General features: G+C 41.8%; 15 protein-coding genes. 11 read left to right on the top strand and 4 right to left on the bottom strand.

What is annotated here, in order from left to right; genetic code table 11:
* Positions 1–178 precede the first annotated feature (178 nt).
* Complete coding sequence (locus AB1A65_RS16995; RefSeq protein ID WP_366591130.1) at positions 179–862, bottom strand: ATP-binding cassette domain-containing protein; 684 nt, start codon at positions 860–862, stop codon at positions 179–181.
* Positions 863–1,008: 146 nt separating this feature from the next.
* Here AB1A65_RS16995 and AB1A65_RS17000 point away from each other — a divergent pair, with 146 nt between their 5' ends.
* The 3 genes from AB1A65_RS17000 to AB1A65_RS17010 all read left to right on the top strand — a co-directional run bounded on the left by AB1A65_RS17000 (position 1,009) and on the right by AB1A65_RS17010 (position 6,997).
* A complete protein-coding gene (locus AB1A65_RS17000; protein WP_366591131.1) occupies positions 1,009–4,032 on the top strand; it encodes a tetratricopeptide repeat protein in 3,024 nt (1,007 codons plus the stop codon).
* Positions 4,033–4,045: 13 nt separating this feature from the next.
* The gene (locus tag AB1A65_RS17005; RefSeq protein WP_366591132.1) at positions 4,046–5,797 is read left to right on the top strand and encodes a TonB-dependent receptor; all 1,752 of its coding nucleotides are present in this window, start codon (positions 4,046–4,048) and stop codon (positions 5,795–5,797) included.
* Between the two features lie 105 nt (positions 5,798–5,902).
* On the top strand, positions 5,903–6,997 hold the full coding sequence (locus tag AB1A65_RS17010; RefSeq protein WP_366591133.1) for an OmpA family protein: 1,095 nt from the start codon (positions 5,903–5,905) through the stop codon (positions 6,995–6,997).
* Positions 6,998–7,016: 19 nt separating this feature from the next.
* Here AB1A65_RS17010 and AB1A65_RS17015 read toward each other — a convergent pair whose 3' ends face one another.
* On the bottom strand, positions 7,017–7,340 hold the full coding sequence (locus tag AB1A65_RS17015) for a carboxypeptidase-like regulatory domain-containing protein (protein ID WP_366591134.1): 324 nt from the start codon (positions 7,338–7,340) through the stop codon (positions 7,017–7,019).
* 165 nt (positions 7,341–7,505) lie between these two features.
* Between AB1A65_RS17015 and AB1A65_RS17020 the strand changes: the two genes are divergently transcribed.
* Genes AB1A65_RS17020 through AB1A65_RS17030 form a run of 3 tightly spaced genes read left to right on the top strand, consistent with a single transcriptional unit; the run spans position 7,506 to position 10,706 of the window.
* Positions 7,506–8,588: an OmpA family protein gene (locus tag AB1A65_RS17020; protein WP_366591135.1), complete on the top strand. Its 1,083-nt coding sequence runs from the start codon at positions 7,506–7,508 to the stop codon at positions 8,586–8,588.
* A gap of 47 nt (positions 8,589–8,635) precedes the next feature.
* On the top strand, positions 8,636–10,255 hold the full coding sequence (locus AB1A65_RS17025; protein WP_366591136.1) for an amidohydrolase: 1,620 nt from the start codon (positions 8,636–8,638) through the stop codon (positions 10,253–10,255).
* A gap of 22 nt (positions 10,256–10,277) precedes the next feature.
* The gene (locus tag AB1A65_RS17030) at positions 10,278–10,706 is read left to right on the top strand and encodes a hypothetical protein (protein ID WP_366591137.1); all 429 of its coding nucleotides are present in this window, start codon (positions 10,278–10,280) and stop codon (positions 10,704–10,706) included.
* A 44-nt stretch (positions 10,707–10,750) separates the two neighbouring features.
* Here the strand turns inward: AB1A65_RS17030 and AB1A65_RS17035 are convergent, their stop codons facing one another.
* Positions 10,751–11,281 (bottom strand): DUF2911 domain-containing protein, encoded by a 531-nt coding sequence (locus AB1A65_RS17035; protein WP_366591138.1) that lies wholly within the window; start codon positions 11,279–11,281, stop codon positions 10,751–10,753.
* 243 nt (positions 11,282–11,524) lie between these two features.
* On the opposite strand from AB1A65_RS17035, the gene asnB reads away from it, so the two are divergent.
* From asnB to AB1A65_RS17050, 3 genes are all read left to right on the top strand, one after another.
* Positions 11,525–13,195 carry an asparagine synthase B gene (asnB, locus tag AB1A65_RS17040; protein ID WP_366591139.1) on the top strand — a complete coding sequence of 557 codons (1,671 nt, stop codon included), beginning with the start codon at positions 11,525–11,527 and terminating at the stop codon, positions 13,193–13,195.
* Positions 13,196–13,449: 254 nt separating this feature from the next.
* On the top strand, positions 13,450–15,390 hold the full coding sequence (gene gyrB / locus AB1A65_RS17045) for a DNA topoisomerase (ATP-hydrolyzing) subunit B (protein WP_366591140.1): 1,941 nt from the start codon (positions 13,450–13,452) through the stop codon (positions 15,388–15,390).
* Between the two features lie 71 nt (positions 15,391–15,461).
* Positions 15,462–16,472 (top strand): DUF6588 family protein, encoded by a 1,011-nt coding sequence (locus AB1A65_RS17050; RefSeq protein ID WP_366591141.1) that lies wholly within the window; start codon positions 15,462–15,464, stop codon positions 16,470–16,472.
* Positions 16,473–16,555: 83 nt separating this feature from the next.
* On the opposite strand, the gene AB1A65_RS17055 is transcribed toward AB1A65_RS17050, so the two are convergent.
* Positions 16,556–16,927 (bottom strand): hypothetical protein, encoded by a 372-nt coding sequence (locus AB1A65_RS17055; protein ID WP_366591142.1) that lies wholly within the window; start codon positions 16,925–16,927, stop codon positions 16,556–16,558.
* 241 nt (positions 16,928–17,168) lie between these two features.
* Between AB1A65_RS17055 and mdh the strand changes: the two genes are divergently transcribed.
* Positions 17,169–18,095 carry a malate dehydrogenase gene (gene mdh, locus AB1A65_RS17060; protein ID WP_366591143.1) on the top strand — a complete coding sequence of 309 codons (927 nt, stop codon included), beginning with the start codon at positions 17,169–17,171 and terminating at the stop codon, positions 18,093–18,095.
* Between the two features lie 515 nt (positions 18,096–18,610).
* Positions 18,611–21,580, top strand: a complete 2,970-nt coding sequence (secDF, locus tag AB1A65_RS17065) for a protein translocase subunit SecDF (protein ID WP_366591144.1) — start codon at positions 18,611–18,613, stop codon at positions 21,578–21,580.
* Positions 21,581–21,593: the final 13 nt, after the last annotated feature.

Genomic DNA, 21,593 nt, shown 5'->3' on the forward strand with positions numbered 1-21,593 from the left:
TCAAATTGATGGGTATAGGACAGAGGTTGCATGGGTAATCTGGCCATGGGAGTGCTCTTGGTTCTTGAACTTGAACTTGGGTTTGATTTTGAACTTGCCCTTGGAAAGAGATTTCTCAATCACGCTGCCCATTTCGAAATGACGATTGTATATTGAAATTGCCAGTTACCCTCTGGTATCACATTGCCTTTTGAATGACCTCAAACATTTTACTGTCATCACATTTTAGCGTCTTGTGCGGATATTTTAAAATGAGAGCGTAGTCGTGGGTGGCCATTACAATGGTTCGCCCATTTTGGTTAATGTCTTGAAGTACTTTCATCACCTCCACACTGGTCTGGGGATCTAAGTTTCCTGTGGGCTCATCGGCGAGAATGAGTTCCGGGTCGTTTAAAAGTGCCCTTGCAATGGCAATACGTTGTTGTTCCCCTCCTGAAAGTTCGTGGGGAAATTTAAACCCCTTGGTTTTCATACCTACTTTGGTCAATACTTCCTCAATTTTAGAATCCATTTTGGAATCATCCGTCCATCCGGTGGCTTTGAGTACAAAACGAAGGTTGTTATTTACGTTTCGGTCAGGTAGCAACTTAAAATCCTGAAAGACAATGCCCAGTTTTCGTCGTAAAAAGGGAATGTCTTTTTCTTGGAGTTTCTTTAGGTCGAAATCAACAACACTGGCTTCACCTTGTTTTAATGGGATGTCCGCATAAAGCGTTTTCATAAAACTACTCTTCCCGCTACCGGTCTTTCCAATAACATAGACGAACTCTCCTTTCTTTACTTCCAGATTTACATCCTTTAAAACAAGGTTCTCATTTTGAAATACGGCAACATCCTGTAATTTTACAATGGTCTCGGACATAATATCACTTTGAGTGAATAAAAGTACTAAGTTCTGAAATTATGTATGATTTTGTAAGCATAATTATAAGATCTTAGTTTTAAAATATACTTTGGCCTTAATTTTGACGTTATGGTAAAAGTCAGTCGAGAACAGCGTAGAACACTATGAATCGAAAAAACCTCCTATTGTTTCCCATTGTTTTGGGAACTTTTTTTGTGCTTTCCGCACAGGAAACCAAAATATATACCCACAAAAATAAAGCGTATCAAGATGCATTGGCCCTGTACAACAATGAGCAGTACCAAGCGGCCCAGACCATTTTTGAAAAGGTTAAATCGTCCACTACGGATTATGAGACCGAGGCCAATAGTGCTTATTATGCCGCCAATGCCGCCATTCGGTTGAACCAACGCGGTGCCGACAAAATGATGGAGAATTTTGTAGATCGCTATCCCACCTCCACCAAACGCAATTCCGCTTTTTTGGATGTGGCCGATTACTATTTTGAGACGGGAAAATATCCGTATGCCCTAAAATGGTACAAAAAGGTGGATGAGTCCGCCATGTCGTACTCCGATCAGCAGCGTTTTAATTTTAACAATGGATATGCGCTCTATGCATCCAAACAGCCCAAGGAGGCGGAGCGATACCTGAACAAGGTCAGCACATCCCAAAAATATGGCTCTCAGGCAAAATATTATTTGGGGTACATCGCTTATGAACAGGATGATTACAATCAGGCGAGTGCTCGGTTCGACCAAATTACGGATCCCAACTTGCTCAATGAAAAGCTTTCCTATTATCAAGCAGATTTAAATTTTAAACTGGGCAATTTTGAGGAAGCCATCGCCATGGCGGAAAAACAAATGGCAAAATCGGATCGCAATGAACAATCCGAACTCAACAAAATTATTGGCGAGAGTTATTTCAACCTAGAAGAATATGACAAGGCCATTCCCTATCTAGAAAAATACCGGGGCAAACGTGGCCGGATGAACAACACGGATTACTACCTGTTGGGATACAGCCATTACAAGCAAGGGGATTACCAAGCGGCCATTCAGCAATTCAATAAAATTATTGGGGAAACCAACAGTGTCGCTCAAAACGCTTATTATCATTTGGCGGAGTGCTATTTAAAATTGGATAAAAAATCAGAGGCGCTGAATGCCTTCCGAAATGCTTCGCAGATGGATTTCAGTCCCGAAATCCAAAAAGATGCTTGGTTGAACTATGCCCGACTGAGCTATGAAATTGGAAATGCCTATGAACCCGTTCCTCAGGTATTGACTTCCTATCTTGAAAAATATCCAAAAGATCAGCACCAACTGGAAATCCAGGAACTTTTGGTGGATTCCTACATCACCTCGAAAAATTTTGAGGGCGCCATGAAGCTTTTGGAGGAGAATAAAAACTATGCCAGCAAGGAAACCTATCAAAAAGTGGCATACTACCGAGGCATTGAATTGTTCATTGATGGCGATTACGAAGCTGCGGTGGAGCGTTTTTCCAAATCGTTGAAAAGTGCGGAAAACAAGGCTTTTGAAGCGCGGACGCTCTATTGGAAAGGGGAGGCAGAGTATCGGTTGAACCGATTTGAAGAAGCCTTGGTGGATTTCGTGAAATTTCAACAGCTCCCCGCGGCCCGTGCAATGACTGAATATGAAGAACTGGATTACAATTTGGGCTATTGCTATTTTAAGCTGAAGGATTACAATAGCGCTATCGCCTATTTCAAAAATGTGGTCAATTCCAGTACTTTGGATGATCAACGGAAGAACGATGGTTATTTGCGATTGGGCGACAGCTATTTTGTGACCAGCAAGTACCAATTGGCCATGCGAGCCTATGACGAGTCATCAAAAATGAACGGTCCGGAACGCGATTATGCCGCTTTTCAAAAAACATTGTGTAATGGATTTTTAGGAAACAGTTCTGCTAAAATTGATGGTTTGAACGAATTTTTGACCATGTATCCTACCTCATCACTACGTGATGACGCCCTATTTGAACTGGGAAATTCATACATAACGGCTAACCAAGAAGCTCGCGGACTGCAAACCTATGATCGTTTGATTGAGGAATACTCCACCAGTAAATTTGCTCCGCGGGGGATGTTGCGCCAAGGATTGGTGCATTACAACGCAAGCAGAAATAGCCAAGCATTGGATAAATTAAAGCTGGTAGTACAAAAATATCCCAACACGCCAGAGGCCAAACAAGCAGTGGCAACGGCCAAACTGGTCTATGTGGATGAAGGTAGGGTAAGCGAGTATGCCGCTTGGGCCCGCAATTTGGATTTTGTTGAGGTCACAGATACCGAACTGGACAATGCCAGTTTTGAATCTGCAGACCGGAAATATGTAGAAGGAAAAACGGATGCGGCCATCAAGGGGTATGAGGATTACCTAAAACAATTCCCGAACGGATTGCATGCGCAAAAGGCCAATTTCTCATTGGCGCAGCTTTATTTTTCAAAAGGACAGAAAGACAATGCTTTGCCCAAGTACCAAGCAGTGGCTAATGGCAGTGCTGGAGAATACACCGAACAGGCGTTGACCCGAGTCTGCGAAATCTATGTGGAAAAACAGGATTACCAGAGTGCCATTCCCTATTTGAAGAAATTAGAAAGCACGGCAGATATTTCCGAGAACCGGACGTTTGCGCAATCCAACCTTATGAAAGGTTATTATGGTCAAAAAGAGTATAGCCAAACCATTGCCTATGCTGAAAAAGTCTTGAAGGCTACCAAAATTGATGACCGCATCAAGAGTGACGCACAGATTATGATTGCGCGTTCGGCCATTGCCACGGACAATGAAGCTTTGGCAAAAACCGCCTATCAGGATGTAAAGCAGATTGCTACGGGTGAATTGGCCGCCGAAGCTTGGTATTATGATGCCTACTTTAAAAATCAGGACGGCAATTATGAAGCCTCCAACGAAACTGTTCAAAAATTGGCGAAGGATTATTCAGCCTACAAGAAATGGGGAGGAAAAGGCTTGGTGATAATGGCCAAGAACTTCTACAATTTGGGGGATGCCTTCCAAGCTACCTACATTTTGGAGAGTGTAATTTCCAACTTTTCCGAGTTTGATGAGATTGTTACGGAGGCAAAAGAAGAACTGGCACGGATAAAAGCTAAGGAAGCGGAAAGCAATTCATCGGTCAACCCTGATGGAAACTAAATCAAGACACAGCATGCAAAAGAGAACCTATATATTTTCCACACTATTTTTGAGCCTTTTCGGAGCCCTTGTGGCACAGGAAACCGACAACATTGGTACTGAAACGGTAACGGTGGTGAAACCGTATTCCCCTACCGTTTCGGATGCCTTTAAGATAAAATCCGCCCCCAACCTCAATGATTCCATTGTGCTTCAAAAAAAGGATATCAATTACAGCATATTTTCCGTTCCAGTGGCGTCCACTTTCACCCCAGCCAAAGGAAAAGCTTCTGGAGTGGAAAAGACACCACCGCCTACCTTGTACAATTCCTATGCTTCGGTGGGATTGGGCAACTACAACAATGCGTTGGTTGATTTTTATACCAGTCGCGAATTTAACAGGGGAGAGGATTTGTTGGATTTTGGGTTGACTCATCATTCATCTAGAGGTGATATGGATTCCACACCATTGGATACCGAATTTTATAACACCAAACTCGATGCTTCCTATGCCAAAAAGGATCGTTACATGGATTGGGGAGCAAGTCTTGGGCTGCAACACCAACTCTACAATTGGTATGGGATTGAAAATGGCGAATTTGCCGAAACAACCGTCGCCGATATGGATGAACAGCAGAATTATTTCAACGCTGAAGCGAAGGCCCATTTAAACATGGAGGATTCCTTCTTTAAAAAAGGCAATATTTTGTTACGTCGTTTTTGGGATGCTACGGAATCCGCAGAGAATAGGGTAGTGGTGAACCCTACCATAGAACTGCCCATCACTGAGGAATTAATTACCATCGGTTTAAAACTGGATTATTTGGGTGGAAACTTTAAAAATGCTTCGCTTAACAATACAGTTAATAATGGGGAAATCAATTACAGTCTTTTTCAAGCGGGTGTGAATCCCAGTTTGTTGATTCTTCGGGATGACCTCACCATTAATCTTGGTGCCAATTTTGTTTTTGGCATGGACACTGAAAACAGCGACAACAACTTTTATATCTACCCGGCCGTAACAGCATCTTATCGATTGTTGGATGAAAATGTCATTGCCTACGGCGGAATTGAAGGAGATTTGAAGCAAAATTCCTATCACGATTTTGTGGATGAAAACCCATATGTCTCACCAACCTTAACAATTTTGCCAACTGACCAACAATATATTGGTTATGTGGGGTTGAAGGGACAATTGCTATCCAATGTGGGATATAACATTAAAGGTTCCTATACAGCAGAGAACAGAAAGCCTTTGTTTCTGTTGAATCCTGAAAATCTCTTTCGAGATGATGAAAACAGCTATTATTACGGAAATTCCTTTCAGGTTTTTTATGATGATGTAAAAACATTGGGCATTTTTGGCGAACTCAATGTGGATATCAATCGATATTTTACGTTGGGCGTAAACGCCGAATTCTATGACTATGATACCGAAACCGATAATCCAGCTTGGAATTTGCCTTCTATTAAGGGTTCCGTATTTATGGATTATCAGATAAATGACCAATGGTATATGGGTGCCAACCTGTTTTACGTGGGCGAACGCGATGATTTGTTGGCTGTGGCCGAGGAAAATGCCACACCATCAGAATTTCCTGCCTCCATTGTTACTTTAGACGGATTTTTTGATGCCAATGCCCACGTAGGATATCATTTTAATGAACAACTTTCCATTTTTGTAAAAGCAAGCAACATCGCCAACAGCGATTATCAGCGATGGGCCAATTTTAGAGTGCAAGGCTTTCAGGCGCTGGCCGGGGTTTCTTATAAGTTTGACTTCTAAATCTTGTAGGAGTTTACGCAATAAAATGTTAAAAAGGGCGTTTTAAACCCCCTGCCGTATGTTTCTATTTGATTCATTCTGGCGGTTCCAAATCAATTGGAAATCATGTTGTTGCGATTCTTTTACATACTGCCCAATCTCGTGGTTGCATTGTTGTGTACGGACCTTCAATCCCAAAATATGGTAAAAAATGGAGGGTTCGAAGATTACTTGGATTGTCCCATTAAAATGAGCAATCTAAACAAAGATGCGAAGCACTGGAGTGCCCCAAGTTTAGGAACTACGGACTATTTTAATGAATGTAGCAAAACCAAGTTGGGAATCCCCATGAACTTTAAGGGGAAACAAGAACCATTTGAAGGAGCCGCCTATGCCGGACTGTATCTATTCGCCCCAGATAACTATAGGGAATATATCCAAATACCGTTGACAGAGACTTTGGAAAGGGGACACAGGTATCGATTGGGGTTGTCCATTAGCCTTGCTGAAAAATCGGACGGTGCAGTAATGGATTTGGGAAGTGTTTTTGCAGAAAAACCATTATCAATCCAAACCAAAAGACAATTGTCACACGCCGCATTAACCTCGCAAAGCATACAGACCACCCCTTTGAAACAATTTTCCGCGGAAGGTTTTTATGACGACAAGGAAAAGTGGATGCAGTTGAATTTGGATATTGTGGCCAAGGGCTTTGAAAACTATTTGATTCTCGGCAACTTTATGAGCAACGCCGCAACACATTACATTGATTTTAAAGATTCTTCACCTAGGGCAGAAGGCTATTCCTATTATTATATTGATGACATTTCCCTAACGTATTTAGGGCCAGAGTACAAACCCAATGAGGTGTATGTCTTAGATCATGTGAATTTTAATTTTGACCGATTCGATTTACAGCCCAAGGCCAAACAAAGTCTAAAGGATGTTTTTGATTACCTCAAGAAAAATCCAAATTTAAAAGTATCCATAAGTGGGCATACGGACGATTTGGGTTCAGATGAGTACAATGATGTGCTATCTAGAGAAAGGGCCAGTTCCGTGGCCAAGTATCTCATGGGATTGGGGCTGGATAAAAACCGTATCACTTCAAAAGGATATGGGGACAAAGTGCCTTTAGACAGTGCTCAAACCGACCAAGCCCGAAGAAAAAATCGAAGGGTGGAGTTTGTGATGACCGAGTTTGAAGATGATAATGAGTAAGTAGTGCGCTTAGTCGTAATTACTGTCCTTCCAAAAGCTTTTTTAGTTCCTCATCATACCGCAGTACAATTTCTCCTGCACTGCCACCACTTAAAACAAAGAAAGATTCAGTTTTATAACCTTTGGAGCTGATATTTATCTTCCAGTGAAAATCTTTTTCATTCTCAATGGAAAAGTTGCCATCAAAATCTGTGTAAGCGACTGTATTGGTTTCATTGATTTCCACAGCGGCGAAATAAATGGGGAGGCCCAATTCATCGATAATTTTTCCGGTAACCACATTTTGACCCATTCCAAGACAAGGGAATGAGAATAGTACCAGCATAAAGATTACTATTCGCATTACAGTAAGATTTGGACTATAGTAACGTTTTCTATTCACTTTTAGTATGGAAAAGCTTGTATGAAGTGCCCAAAGAAAGGGTCGTAAAAATCAGAGGAACAGCAATATAAATTATAAATGCACGTTTTTATGCATGAACGGGAACCTATCTAAACAAAGATTAACATGGGGTACCGTACATTATTTTTATTCAGCGTCAGTTTGTTTGTGTCCATGACACTTTCTTCGCAAAACTTGATTTTAAATCCAGGATTTGAAAATTATAGTAGCTGTCCGTACAGCATAACAAGCATGGATGTGCTTCTTGAGGAAATTTCATTACCAACATCCAGCTCTGGGGACTATTTTCATGAATGTGGCTCAGAGGATTTTAGTGTTCCCTCCAATTTTAAGGGCACTCAAAAAGCATCAGAAGGTTCCGGTTACATAGGATTGTATTTCTATGCCCTTAACAACTACCGGGAATACGTTCAGTTGAATACGTCCAAAAAGCTTCGCGAAAAGCATCCGTATAAAATATCGTTGCAGGTGAGTTTGGCCGAGACTTCTACGCTGGCCATGAAAAATATGTCGATTCTATTGATGAACAAAAAAATAAAGGTTCCCAATAGCACGGTTCTCACACATCCTAGATTGGATCTAGAGGAAAATGTTGAATTTCATGAGGTGAAATTGAGGGCAGATAACTCCATCTCAGAAAAGGAAGGTTGGGTTACGCTGTCGGCAGAATTCGATGCCAAGGGGTTTGAAACCCAGATTATATTTGGAAATTTTCAGACCAATGAAGATACACCGCTTTCACAACCAGATAAACGTCCCTTATCCAGTGATTTTTCGTACTACTTTGTCGATAATTTTATGCTGGAGGAATTGCCTAGGGTAAACTATGAAAAGGATAAAATCTACGTTTTAGAACAAAATCCATTTGATCCCAAAGGGTATGAGTTGGATGCCAAGGCAGTGGCCGACATTCAAAAAATCTTTAAGTTCCTTAAGGAAAATGCCGAAGTGCAAATGAAAATTACCGGACATTCCGATAATATCGGCACTACGGAATACAACAAGTTTATATCTTCTCTTAGGGCAAGGGCGGTTGCACTCCATTTAAAAAAGCTGGGTATTGCTGATGACCGAATTGTTTGGGAAGGTGTAGGGGATACAAAGCCCCTTAAAAGCCGCACACCAAGGGCAAATGGCTTTGAAGATGGCAGAATAGAATTTGTGATGACCAAGTTTGAGGATGAGTAGGTTGCCCATTCGGTAGCATTTTCTATTTTTGGAGAAACCAACTCTCCATGAAAAAGTTTTTTCTGTTCTGTTCCGTTGTTCTCTTTTTGGCTTGTAATTCCAAGGAAGAAGTGGACCTTATCGTGTATAATGCCAATGTCTATACCGTTGATAAGGACTTTTCCAAGGCCTGTTGTGTGGCGATAAAAGACGGAAAATTTGTGGCAGTGGCCGAAACCGCGGACATTTTCAAAAAATACACAGCCAAAGAAGAATTGGATGCCGAAGGCAAAACCATTGTACCTGGCTTGATAGATGCCCATTGTCATTTTTATGGTTTAGGCTTAAATCAACAGGTGGTTGACTTGGTCGGAACCAGTAGTTTTGATGAAATTCTGGAGAAAGTAGTTGCTTTTCAAAAGGAGCGCCCTTCCAATTTTATTATGGGCCGAGGTTGGGATCAAAATGATTGGGAAGTCAAGGAATTCCCTACCAAGGCACAGCTCGATGAGCTTTTTCCAGATACCCCGGTCGCCTTGGAACGTATTGATGGCCATGCCCTAGTGGTAAACCAAAAAGCCTTGGATTTGGCAGGAATTACGGAGGAAACAGAGGTTTCAGGCGGAGAGATCGTTAAAAAGGACGGAAAAATCACAGGTGTTTTAGTGGATAATCCCATGGGAATGATTTATGCAGTGATGCCCCAGCCCAGTAAGGAAAGCCAGATTCAAGCGTTAAAAGATGCGGAGGACATTTGTTTGGATTATGGATTGACCACAGTGAATGATGCCGGGTTAGATAGGCACACCATCGAACTGATTGATAGTCTACAACAAGCTGGTGAACTATCCATTCGTGTGTACGCCATGGTAAGCAATTCACCCGATAATTTGGATTATTTCCTCAATAAAGGAATCATAAAAACAGATGAACTCAACGTGCGCTCCGTAAAGGTGTATGGTGATGGTGCACTTGGCTCAAGAGGGGCCGCCTTGCGAGCACCGTATTCGGACCAACACGGGCATTTTGGGGCCATGGTCACTCCAGTGGACAAAATTGGGGCCTTGGCTGAACGGATTGCTGCTTCAGAATACCAAATGAATACCCATGCCATTGGAGATTCTGCCAATATTGTGGTGTTGAGAGCTTATCAAAAAGCCTTGAAAGGAAAACAAGACCGCCGATGGAAAGTGGAGCATGCCCAAGTTATTTCACAACCAGACTTTGAATATTTTGAAAAAGGAATTATCCCATCAGTACAGCCAACCCATGCCACTAGTGATATGTACTGGGCCGAAGACCGATTGGGACCTGACCGGGTGAAAGGGGCATATGCCTATAAGCAGCTATTGGAAAAGGCGGGTCTTGTAGCTTTGGGAACTGACTTTCCGGTAGAACAGGTGAGTCCATTTTTGACCTTTTATGCTGCTGTGGCACGTCAAGATTTGGAAAACTATCCTGAAGGGGGATATCAAATGGAGAATGCACTTTCCAGAGAAGAAACCTTAAAGGGGATGACCATTTGGGCAGCCTATTCCAATTTCGAAGAGAACGAAAAAGGAAGTATAGAGCCCGGTAAGTTTGCGGATTTTGTCATTTTGAGCGATGACATCATGACCATGCCTATCGACAGTGTTCCCAACCTAAAAGCAGAGCAGGTTTTTGTGGGGGGCGAGAAGATGAAATGATGAAATTGTCATTCTGAACGTAGTGAAGAATCTATTCAAGCCTTTATTTTTTAAAATTTTAATTGGAATATTTCTTTTGCTGATGTTTTCTAATTGCAAAAGTGAAGCAGAACCAAATTACGAGGATTACCATCCAGAGGATTTTTTGATGGTGCCAGGAATTGTTACCAAAAGAACCAAAACACCTATTATTGGCCCTTGGTGGAATGATTACCATATTTACTATGCTTATAATCTCGATTCAGATACTGTTTCAGTAGGTAAAGAGATGGATGTGAATATGGCAATAAGTGAAGGAGATGGAGTCTATATTTTAGTTCACAAAACAGAAGAAAATTTGAGTTTTCTTGCAGGATTAAGAATTGCGCCACATGAAGAAGAGATAATCGAACGCTATTTAAAAAAGTCCAGAGAAAATGGGGTTAAATATTTCGGAATTAATGAGAAATAAAAAAGCGGACCCTCGGCCCGCTTTTTATATAATAAAAGTGCTTTTTAGAAACTCATCGGCAAGGTAGCTCTAGTAGTACCCCATCCCATGACCAAATCGCCGTTGTCATCAAAAACAATTGAAAACGCTTCCAATTCCTCGTCATCGGTACTGGCCTCAGCGGTAACACGTGCCACATCAGCAGCACTATCATAGGAATAAGCGCCCCATTGGTGCAAATTGTTGTTCAAGATAACGGTCCATTCATCATCACCAGGAATGGTGAACAAAGAATAGGTACCCGCCTTAACAGCTTGTCCTCCTACGGTGGCATCTTTGTAAAAAGTGATTTCGGTAGCCTCATTAGCGCCAGTTCTCCAAACTTTTCCCTTGGGAGCCAGTTCATCCAAACTACGTCCTTTTAATTGCGGACGGCTATAAATAACTCGGGCAGCTTTGTCCATTTCCCGTGAGCTGGATGGGTAATAGGCAATATCGGCCGGACTTTTGTCCAAACCACTGAATTTCTGTGCTGTGGCCTCAGTGGTGAAAACCAAAGCAAAGGTTAAAAAAGTGAATAAAAATACATTTTTCATGATTGTGATTTTAGTTGTTCTCAAAACTAGGATGTAATTACTTGGTGTTTTTATAAAGAGACGTTAAAATTTAAGAACCTTACAAAACGAATAATTTTGCGTAGAAGTTCTATTGTGCGATTACAATGTAACATGTAAATACGTTTAATTATTTCAATTTGTAATATATATTTATTTTAAACTTTTATTTAAAAAGTATAAGGCTAATATTTGCATCAAAATTGTTATTAAAGTATTATTGATATGTGTGGAATTGTATGCGCGTTTGATGTAAAAGAAAGCACGGAAGTGTTACGCCCCCAATTATTGGAAATGTCTAAAAAGGTAAGGCACAGAGGTCCGGATTGGAGCGGAATTTATGCGGACGATAAGGCCATTTTGGCCCATGAAAGATTAGCGATTGTAGACCCTGCATCGGGAAAACAGCCCTTGCTAAGTGCTGATGGTAAACTGGTATTGGCGGCCAATGGCGAAATATATAACCATCAAGAACTCAGAAAGCAGTTTGAAGGGAAATACGAATTCAAGACACAGTCTGACTGTGAGGTGATATTGGCCCTTTATCAAGAAAAGGGACCTGGGTTTATTGATGAAATGAACGGAATTTTTGGTTTCGCCATCTACGATAGTGAAAAAGATGAATATTTTATCGCTCGCGATCACATGGGAATCATTCCCTTGTATATCGGGTGGGATAAAAACGGAACGTTCTACGTTGCTTCCGAATTGAAAGCATTGGAAGGCACCTGTTCCAAAATAGAACTTTTCCCTCCGGGACATTACTTGCACAGCTCAACGGGTGAGTTTGTAAGATGGTACGAGAGGGATTGGATGGAATACGATGCCGTAAAAGAGAACGAAACCAGTATTGAAGCTATAAAAGATGCTTTAGAAGCCGCAGTGCACCGCCAATTGATGTCCGACGTGCCGTATGGGGTGTTGTTGTCCGGAGGATTGGATTCCTCGGTAACCTCCGCCATTGCAAAAAGATATTCCCAAAAGCGAATTGAGTCTGGTGATACTGTGGATGCATGGTGGCCTCAGTTGCACTCCTTTTCAGTAGGGCTTGAAGGCTCTCCTGATTTGGTCGCAGCCCAAAAAGTAGCGGATCATATTGGTACTGTTCACCATGAGATAAAATTTACCATCCAAGAAGGTCTGGATGCCATCAAAGATGTAATCTACAACTTGGAAACCTATGATATTACAACCGTAAGAGCGTCCACGCCCATGTACTTGATGGCAAGAGTCATTAAATCCATGGGGATTAAAATGGTGTTGTCCGGGGAAGGAGCTGATGAGTTGTTCGGTGGATATCTGTATTTCCACAAAGCTCCAAGTCCGAAGGATTTTCATGAAGAAACTGTACGAAAACTGAGCAAGTTGCATATGTACGACTGTCTTCGTGCCAACAAATCCTTGGCAGCATGGGGTATTGAAGGTAGAGTTCCCTTCTTGGATAAGGAGTTTATGGATGTCGCCATGAGCATCAACCCAAAAGATAAGATGATCAACGGAGAACGTATGGAAAAGTGGGTGGTGCGCAAAGCTTTTGAATCCTATTTACCAGAAAGTGTGGCTTGGAGACAGAAAGAGCAGTTTTCCGATGGAGTGGGATACAGTTGGATAGACACGCTTAAGGAATTGGTCAATGAAGAGGTTAGCGATGAGCAATTGGCCAATGCACACTTTAAGTTTCCCATTCAGACACCGACATCAAAGGAAGAATACTACTACCGTTCCATTTTTGAAAGTCATTTTCCATCAGATGCGGCAGCTTTAAGCGTTCCACAGGAACCTTCCGTAGCATGCAGTACCAAGATTGCTTTGGAGTGGGATGAGGCCTTTAAAAACATGAACGACCCTTCAGGAAGGGCTGTAGCCAAGGTGCATTCTGATGCATACGTAAAATAAATAACCAACCTATCATACGAGAATGTAGCGGGAAGATGCTGTTTTGTTTCATTTTCAATTAGTCGGAAAAGCCCCTTGTGCAAGGGGCTTTTTGTTTTTGGTCAGCGGCTGGGTGCACTAGGCTCAAAACACGTTGTTTTCCACAGGTTTTTGTTGATAACTTAGGGTGTCCGAGAGGCTTCAGCGCCCTAATTTAGAGGGGTATTCTTTATATTTGTAAGATTTGAAAAATTCAAGGCAAATACGAAGAATATATGAGCGAAGAAGCGAATAAGAAAATGTACTCAGCGGACAGTATCCAGGCCCTTGAAGGCATGGAGCACGTGCGCATGAGGCCTTCCATGTACATTGGGGATGTTGGGGTGCGTGGACTTCACCATTTGGTATATGAAGTAGTGGATAACTCCATTGATGAAGCCATGGGAGGGTACTGTGATTCCATCCAGGTTATCATTAATGAGGACAACTCCATTACCACAAAAGATAACGGACGGGGTATTCCCGTTGACCTTCATAAAAAAGAAGGTGTTTCTGCCCTTGAAGTGGTTATGACCAAAATTGGGGCAGGGGGTAAGTTTGACAAAGATTCGTATAAAGTCTCCGGTGGACTTCACGGTGTTGGGGTTTCTTGTGTGAACGCCCTTTCCAGTCATTTAAAAGCCACTGTTTATCGGGATGGAAAAATATGGGAACAGGAATATGAACGGGGAAAGACCCTTTATCCTGTAAAAAGCGTTGGTGAAAGTAAGGAAACCGGTACGGTGGTCACCTTTATGCCAGATGAGACCATATTTACCCAAACCATTGAATATAGCTATGAGACTTTGGCCAATAGGATGCGTGAGCTTTCCTTCTTGAACAAAGGTGTCACCATTACCCTTACCGATAAACGTCATAAGGACGATAAAGGGGAATTTATTTCTGAAACGTTTCATTCTGATGAAGGTCTAAAGGAATTCATCAAATTTTTGGATGGAAACCGGGAGCCGCTTATCCAAAGTGTCATCGCTATGGAGGGCGAGAAAAATGGCATTCCGGTGGAAGTGGCCATGGTCTACAATACCGGATATACTGAAAATCTTCACTCCTATGTGAACAACATCAACACCCATGAAGGGGGTACACACCTTTCCGGCTTTAGAAGAGGATTGACAACTACTTTGAAAAAGTATGCGGACAACTCTGGGATGTTGGACAAGTTGAAATTTGAGATTTCGGGAGACGACTTTAGGGAAGGACTTACGGCCATCGTATCCGTAAAAGTAGCCGAGCCCCAGTTTGAGGGTCAGACCAAAACCAAACTTGGAAACCGAGAGGTGACCAGTGCCGTTAGTCAAGCTGTATCCGAAATGTTGACCGATTATTTGGAAGAGCATCCAGATGATGCCAAACAAATCGTTGAAAAAGTAAAATTGGCAGCCCAAGCCAGACATGCAGCCGCCAAGGCACGTGAAATGGTACAGCGTAAAAACCCAATGAGTGTTGGGGGATTACCTGGAAAATTATCAGATTGCTCCGAACAAGACCCTACCAAATGTGAAGTATTCTTGGTAGAGGGAGATTCCGCAGGAGGTACGGCCAAACAAGGTAGAGATAGAAACTTCCAAGCTATTTTGCCACTTCGTGGTAAGATCTTGAATGTGGAGAAGGCCATGCAGCACAAGGTTTTTGAAAACGAGGAAATCAAAAACATTTATACCGCTTTGGGCGTTACCATTGGAACCGAAGAAGATAGCAAGGCCTTGAATTTGGATAAACTACGATACCATAAAGTGGTGATTATGTGTGATGCCGATGTGGATGGTAGCCACATTGAAACCTTGATTCTTACCTTCTTCTTCCGCTACATGCGTGAATTGATAGAAGGAGGCCATGTTTATATTGCTACACCTCCCCTATATCTTGTTAAAAAAGGAGCCAAGAAAAGATATGCTTGGAACGATAAGGAACGTGATGCAATCATGGCAGAAATGAATGGCGGAGCCAGTATTCAACGCTACAAAGGTCTCGGTGAGATGAATGCGGAACAATTGTGGGACACAACCATGAACCCGGAATTTAGAACGTTGCGCCAAGTAAGTATCGACAATGCTACGGAATCAGACCGAATCTTCTCTATGTTGATGGGCGATGAGGTGCCTCCAAGAAGGGAATTTATTGAGAAAAATGCCGTCTATGCCAACATAGATGTATAGATAACCGTTATTTCACAACAAAAACTCGCTCTTACAGGGCGAGTTTTTTAGTTTTAGGAAAAATTTACAAAATGAAAAAAATCCTTTTGTTGGTTGCCCTCACCATGGTGACCGTTTCCAAAGCGCAAGATTTAAACGACCTCTTCGTTTCCGGTGTCGAAGACGCTGAACGTTTTGCCAATGCTTATTTGGCTCCCGTTTCCGAAGCAACCATCTATAGTATTTCCAATGGATGGTATAATACGGCCGACTCCAAGCCATTGGGTGGCTTTGAAATATCCATCGTTGGAAACCTGACCGGTTTTAAGAACAAGGATGATAAAAAAGCTTTCATTCTAGACCCCAACGACTATGAAAACCTCGACTTTGTGGACAATCCTGGGCAGGCCAGGCCTGTTTCAACCGCACTGGGGGATATTGAAGGCATTACGGTTTTTGTTGAAGATGAAAGTGGATTGTTCCGAGAAGAGTTTGAATTGCCTTCCGGATTGGCTGCCGAAAATTTCAACTTTATCCCTTCTGGATACATTCAGGGAAGCGTAGGGTTGGTAAAAGGCCTTGAGGTAAAAGCCCGTTTTTTGCCAAAAATCAAGTTTGATGACGATGCCAAAATTGGACTTTTTGGTGCGGGTATCCAGTATGATTTCACCAAAATGCTTCCAGCTGATAAATTATTGCCTGTGGCCATTTCCGCGGTAATTGGATATACAGGGCTTACAGGAGAGTACGATTTTACAGATACTGGAGTCATCAATGGTGAAGACCAACGTATTGATGCCTCTGTTAAAACCTGGAACTTTAGTGCTGTGGTATCTACCCGAAAAATACCTGTAATCAATTTTTACGGAGGATTGGGATATATCACCGGAAAATCAGATATAGATTTATTGGGAACTTATGAGGCCAACGGACCTTTCTTTACGGAAACCATAGAAGACCCATTTACAGTATCGAAAAAAACCAGTGGGGTTGCCGCCACGCTGGGTACCAAAATAAAATTGGGCTTCTTTAGGCTCAATGCAGATTACAATATTTCTGAGTTCAGCACCTTCACCTTTGGTGTCAATTTCGGATTTAGATAATGACCAAACCAACTGACCAACCATTAAAAAGGCCCCAACAATTACGTTGGGGCCTTCTATTTTCATATAAGTAGTCTTCCTGTCTATTCCCTGGTGGCGAAGACCGAACCATTCTCCAGGGCTAAAATTTCAGGGTCGTTGCTTTGTTCTAAACTGACCGTGATGTCCTCCACTTGAGGATCACCATAGATAATGGTGTAGACCCCATTTTCTTGGGACCATTTAAAATCAGTGTAAAAAACCAGTTTGGAGTTTGAATAACTTTGGTATCTGCCCAGATAAACATCGTTGAAAATCCACTCTTCCCGAGTTGACTCGGTACTTTTGCCATTTAATGTTGAAGATTCAGTTTTGGCCCATATGCCCAAAATGGGATCGTTGTTCTCTGGGATGCGGCTGCAGTTGCTTATGGCTATAATGCCAATAATGGACAACAATGAAAAGAGCTTTTTCATAGGTCAAATAGGTTAAATTTGGGACTAATAGAACGTAGGTTTGTAAGAAATTATTGCAAAAACATCGCAAAAGATTTCATGGAAATTAAATTCTTCGATGAACGACACATTTTGTTAACAGGTCCAAGGATTTTACTGAATTATGTTAAGGGTAAAAATCCTTCCTTAAAACTAGCGGAAGTCAGCACTTTTCTAAGCTAAATGCCTTATTTTTGAACGATTAAAATTTAAACCCTTAAAAATGAAAGTTACCGTAGTTGGAGCAGGCGCAGTGGGAGCAAGCTGTGCAGAATATATTGCCATAAAGGATTTTGCGGCAGAAGTTGTGTTATTGGATATTAAGGAAGGATACGCGGAAGGAAAAGCCATGGATTTAATGCAAACTGCTTCCTTGAATGGTTTTGATACCAAAATCACTGGAAGCACCAGCGATTATTCCAAAACAGCCAATAGCGATATTGCGGTAATCACTTCAGGGATTCCACGTAAACCGGGGATGACTCGTGAAGAACTTATAGGGATTAATGCGGGAATTGTAAAGGATGTTTCCGGTAACCTGCTGAAGCATTCTCCCAATGCCATCATTATTGTAGTTAGCAACCCTATGGACACCATGACCTATTTGGTACACAAGGCCACAGGTTTGCCCAAAAATAAAATTATAGGAATGGGTGGTGCATTAGATAGCGCCCGTTTTAAATACAGATTAGCCGAAGCCTTGGGTGCACCCATCTCTGATGTGGACGGAATGGTGATTGGTGGGCACAGTGATACCGGTATGGTTCCCTTGATTGCGCACGCTACGCGAAACAGTATAAAAGTCTCTGAATTCCTTTCCGAAGAAAAAATGCAATGGGTAGTTGAAGAGACCAAAGTTGGTGGCGCTACATTGACCAAATTGCTGGGAACAAGTGCTTGGTATGCTCCCGGAGCTGCCGTTTCTGGATTGGTTCAGGCCATTGCGTGCGACCAAAAGAAGATGTTCCCTTGTTCCACATTCTTGGAAGGAGAATACGACCTTAATGATATTTGTATAGGTGTGCCCGTGATTTTAGGTAAAAACGGTATTGAAGAAATCGTTGAAATTGAATTGACCGATGCCGAAAAGGCAAAAATGCAGGAAAGTGCAGAAGGCGTTAAGAAGACCAACGGCCTACTGGACGTTTAATTTCAATTGATCCAAATTTAGAATTGTCATTTCGAGCTGTCATCCTGAGCGCAGTCGAAGGAAAAGCGAGAAATCCCATACTACAATTGGTTTTTTTGCCCCTTAGTTCGAAATGACAATTTTTTTTTCAGGCACTCAGTTATTGGGTAATTCAGTTATTTGGTTATTCAGTTACTTTCTCTTGTCTTTGGTCTTGTTTCTTGAACTTGATACTTGAATTTCAGCCATTGGATTTGTCAATCAATGCTTTGCATCTCATGTCGAAATGACCGTTTAGCCGTTAATGTCATTTCGAGCACAGTCGAGAAATCTATTTTTGTTTTTTGTTTGGTGTTTGTTGATTTGGTTATTGTCTTGTTTGTTTCGTCTTGTCTCTATTTTATAACCTCCCGACTCTAGATTCAACACCCATCCGTTAGCTGTAAATACAATTCCATCAATTTCTATTGGCAAATCTTATGGGAAATGATATATTTGCACGCTGTTTAAGAAAACTTCTAAAAATTTAACAATCAATGCAAAATAAAGGACTAATAAGGCTTTTCGCTATCCTTTTTGGCTTGGTGAGTATCTATCAGCTATCCTTTACTTTCATAACAAGTAAGTTGGAAAAAGATGCTGAAGCTTACGCCGTTAGCCAAATTTCAGAGGCAGAGGAGGATTATGTGGCTAAGCGTGAAGCTTTAGAGGCATCGTATTTAGATTCCATCAGCGATAACTCCGTTCTAGGATTTACCAGCTATGAAGATGCCAAGACAAAAGAGTTGAACAAAGGTCTTGACCTTAAGGGGGGTATTAACGTTACCCTTCAGATTTCTGTAAAAGATATCTTGAAAGGTTTGGCCAACAATACCAAAAACCCCGTTTTCAACAAAGCATTGGCCGATGCCGATGAGGCATCCAAAAGTAGCGATAATACGTATTTGGAACTGTTCTTTGAAGCGTTTGATAATAGTAAAGGAGATACCAAATTGGCCTCTCCCGATATTTTTGCCAACAAGGGGTTAAGTGATGACATTAATTTTCAGATGACGGATGATCAGGTAAAACCTGTTATTCGAAGAAAAATTGATGAGTCCATTGTTTCTGCATTTGAAGTACTCCGTGAGCGTATTGATGGTTTTGGGGTGACCCAACCCAACATTCAACGCGAAGGAAATTCAGGACGAATCTTAGTGGAACTTCCCGGAGCGCGCGATATTGCCCGTGCCCAGGAACTGTTGTCCAGTACCGCCCAGTTGGAGTTTTGGGAAACCTATCCGCAGAGCAATCAAAGCTTAGGCGCATTCTTTGTAAGTGCCAACCAAAGACTTCAAGAGATTTTGGAGCCTACTGAATCTGGAGAGGATGAGCTTTCCAAGCCAGAATCAGAAATTGACTCTCTATTGTCTGATGTCTCCCAAGATTCTTTGGATATGGCCCCTCAGACCAATCCATTGTTGGGAAAATTAATTCCTGCTGATCCAGGCAGCCATGCCATTGCCCGTGCTTTGGTGACTGACACGGCGGAAATAGGAGGGTATCTAAGAATGCCTGAAATCAAAAGATTGCTGCCCAATGATGTGCAGTTCACCAAATTTTTATGGGAGAGACCCTCACAAGATGCTGAGGTGGTTGAATTATACGCCCTAAAATCCAATAGGGATGGTACTCCAAGAATCAGTGGGGATGTGGTGTCCGATGCACAAGATACCTTTGACCAGTTCAATAAACCCGCCGTGAGTATGACCATGAACACTCGCGGTGCCAAGGAGTGGGAAGAATTGACCGGTGATGCGTATAACAATCAAACGGGTATTGCCATTGTATTGGATAATAAGGTATATACGGCCCCTGGTGTTTCTTCTGGCCCAATTTCTGGTGGACGTTCTGAGATTACAGGAACTTTCACGGTAAATGAAACCAAAGATATTGCCAACGTATTGCGTGCTGGTAAGCTACCTGCATCCGCAGAGATCATTCAATCTGAAGTAGTAGGTCCATCTTTGGGACAAGAGGCCATTGACAGTGGATTTATGTCCTTTGTCATAGCCATGCTCTTTGTATTGATATGGATGATTTTCTACTACGGTAAGGCCGGTATTTTCGCCGATATTGCTTTAGTATTCAACATTTTGTTGATTTTTGGAGTGTTGACCAGCTTGGGAGCGGTATTGACACTGCCCGGTATTGCCGGTATCGTTTTGACTATAGGTATGTCGGTAGATGCCAACGTACTTATTTTTGAAAGGGTAAAAGAGGAATTGGCCCGTGGTAAAGGTAAGGCGCAAGCCATTGCAGATGGTTTTGGTAACGCGTTGTCCTCTATTCTGGATGCCAACATTACCACTGGTTTAACGGCAATTATCCTATTCATATTTGGGTCAGGGCCCATTAAAGGATTTGCAACCACACTTTTGATCGGTATTGTTACCTCATTGTTTACGGCCATTTTTGTAACCCGTTTAATGATTGAAGCATACACAGCTAAAAAAGGCAGACGATTGGATTTCTCTACGAGTATTACCAAGAATTTGTTCAGCAAAATGAACATTGACTTCTTGGTGAAACGTAAGATTGCTTATGTGGTTTCTGGGATTTTGGTGGCAGTAAGTATTTTTTCTTTGTTTACCAACGGCCTTAACCAAGGCGTTGATTTCATCGGTGGTCGTTCGTACCAAATTCGTTTTGAGAAAGCCGTGAGCCCTTCTGAGATTGCATCAGAATTGAATGAAGTATTTGGTAGCGGAACCAATGTAAAGACCTTTGGTGATGCCAATCAGATAAAAGTCACCACTCCGTATAAAGTGGATGAAGAAGGTATTGAAGTCGATACCGAAATTCAAAATAAACTGTACACATCGCTACAAAAATATTTGCCAGATGGTACCTCCTTCGATGATTTCACTGTGGGTGCTTCTGAAAAATCAATAGGAATATTACAATCCGTAAAAGTGGGACCAACCATTGCGGATGATATAAAAAAGAATGCCTTTTTGGCCATTTTGGGCTCTTTGGCTGTTGTGTTCCTCTATATCTTATTGCGATTTAGAAAATGGCAGTTCTCTTTGGGAGCTGTTGTCGCTGTTTTTCATGATGTGATGGTTGTGTTGGGAATCTTCTCTCTTACCGGAAGCATTATGCCCTTTAACATGGAGATTGACCAAGCCTTTATTGCGGCCATTCTAACGGTAATTGGTTATTCCTTGAACGATACCGTGGTAGTATTTGACCGTATTCGTGAGATTGTGGGGCTGAAGGGTTGGAAGGCTGGAGAAAATATCAACGAAGCTCTAAATAGTACCTTGAGTAGAACCTTGAATACATCATTGACTACTTTGATTGTATTGTTGGCCATATTCGTTTTTGGAGGAGAAAGCCTTAGAGGATTTATGTTCGCCATGATTGTTGGTGTTATTGTAGGTACCTATTCTTCGGTATTCATTGCAACACCGGTCATGTTCGATTCTTTAAAAGAGAAAATTGTTCCTGCTGATAAAGCATAACAATAGTTTTAGA

The organism is Allomuricauda sp. ANG21, assembly GCF_040705235.1.
Taxonomy (GTDB): domain Bacteria; phylum Bacteroidota; class Bacteroidia; order Flavobacteriales; family Flavobacteriaceae; genus Flagellimonas; species Flagellimonas marina.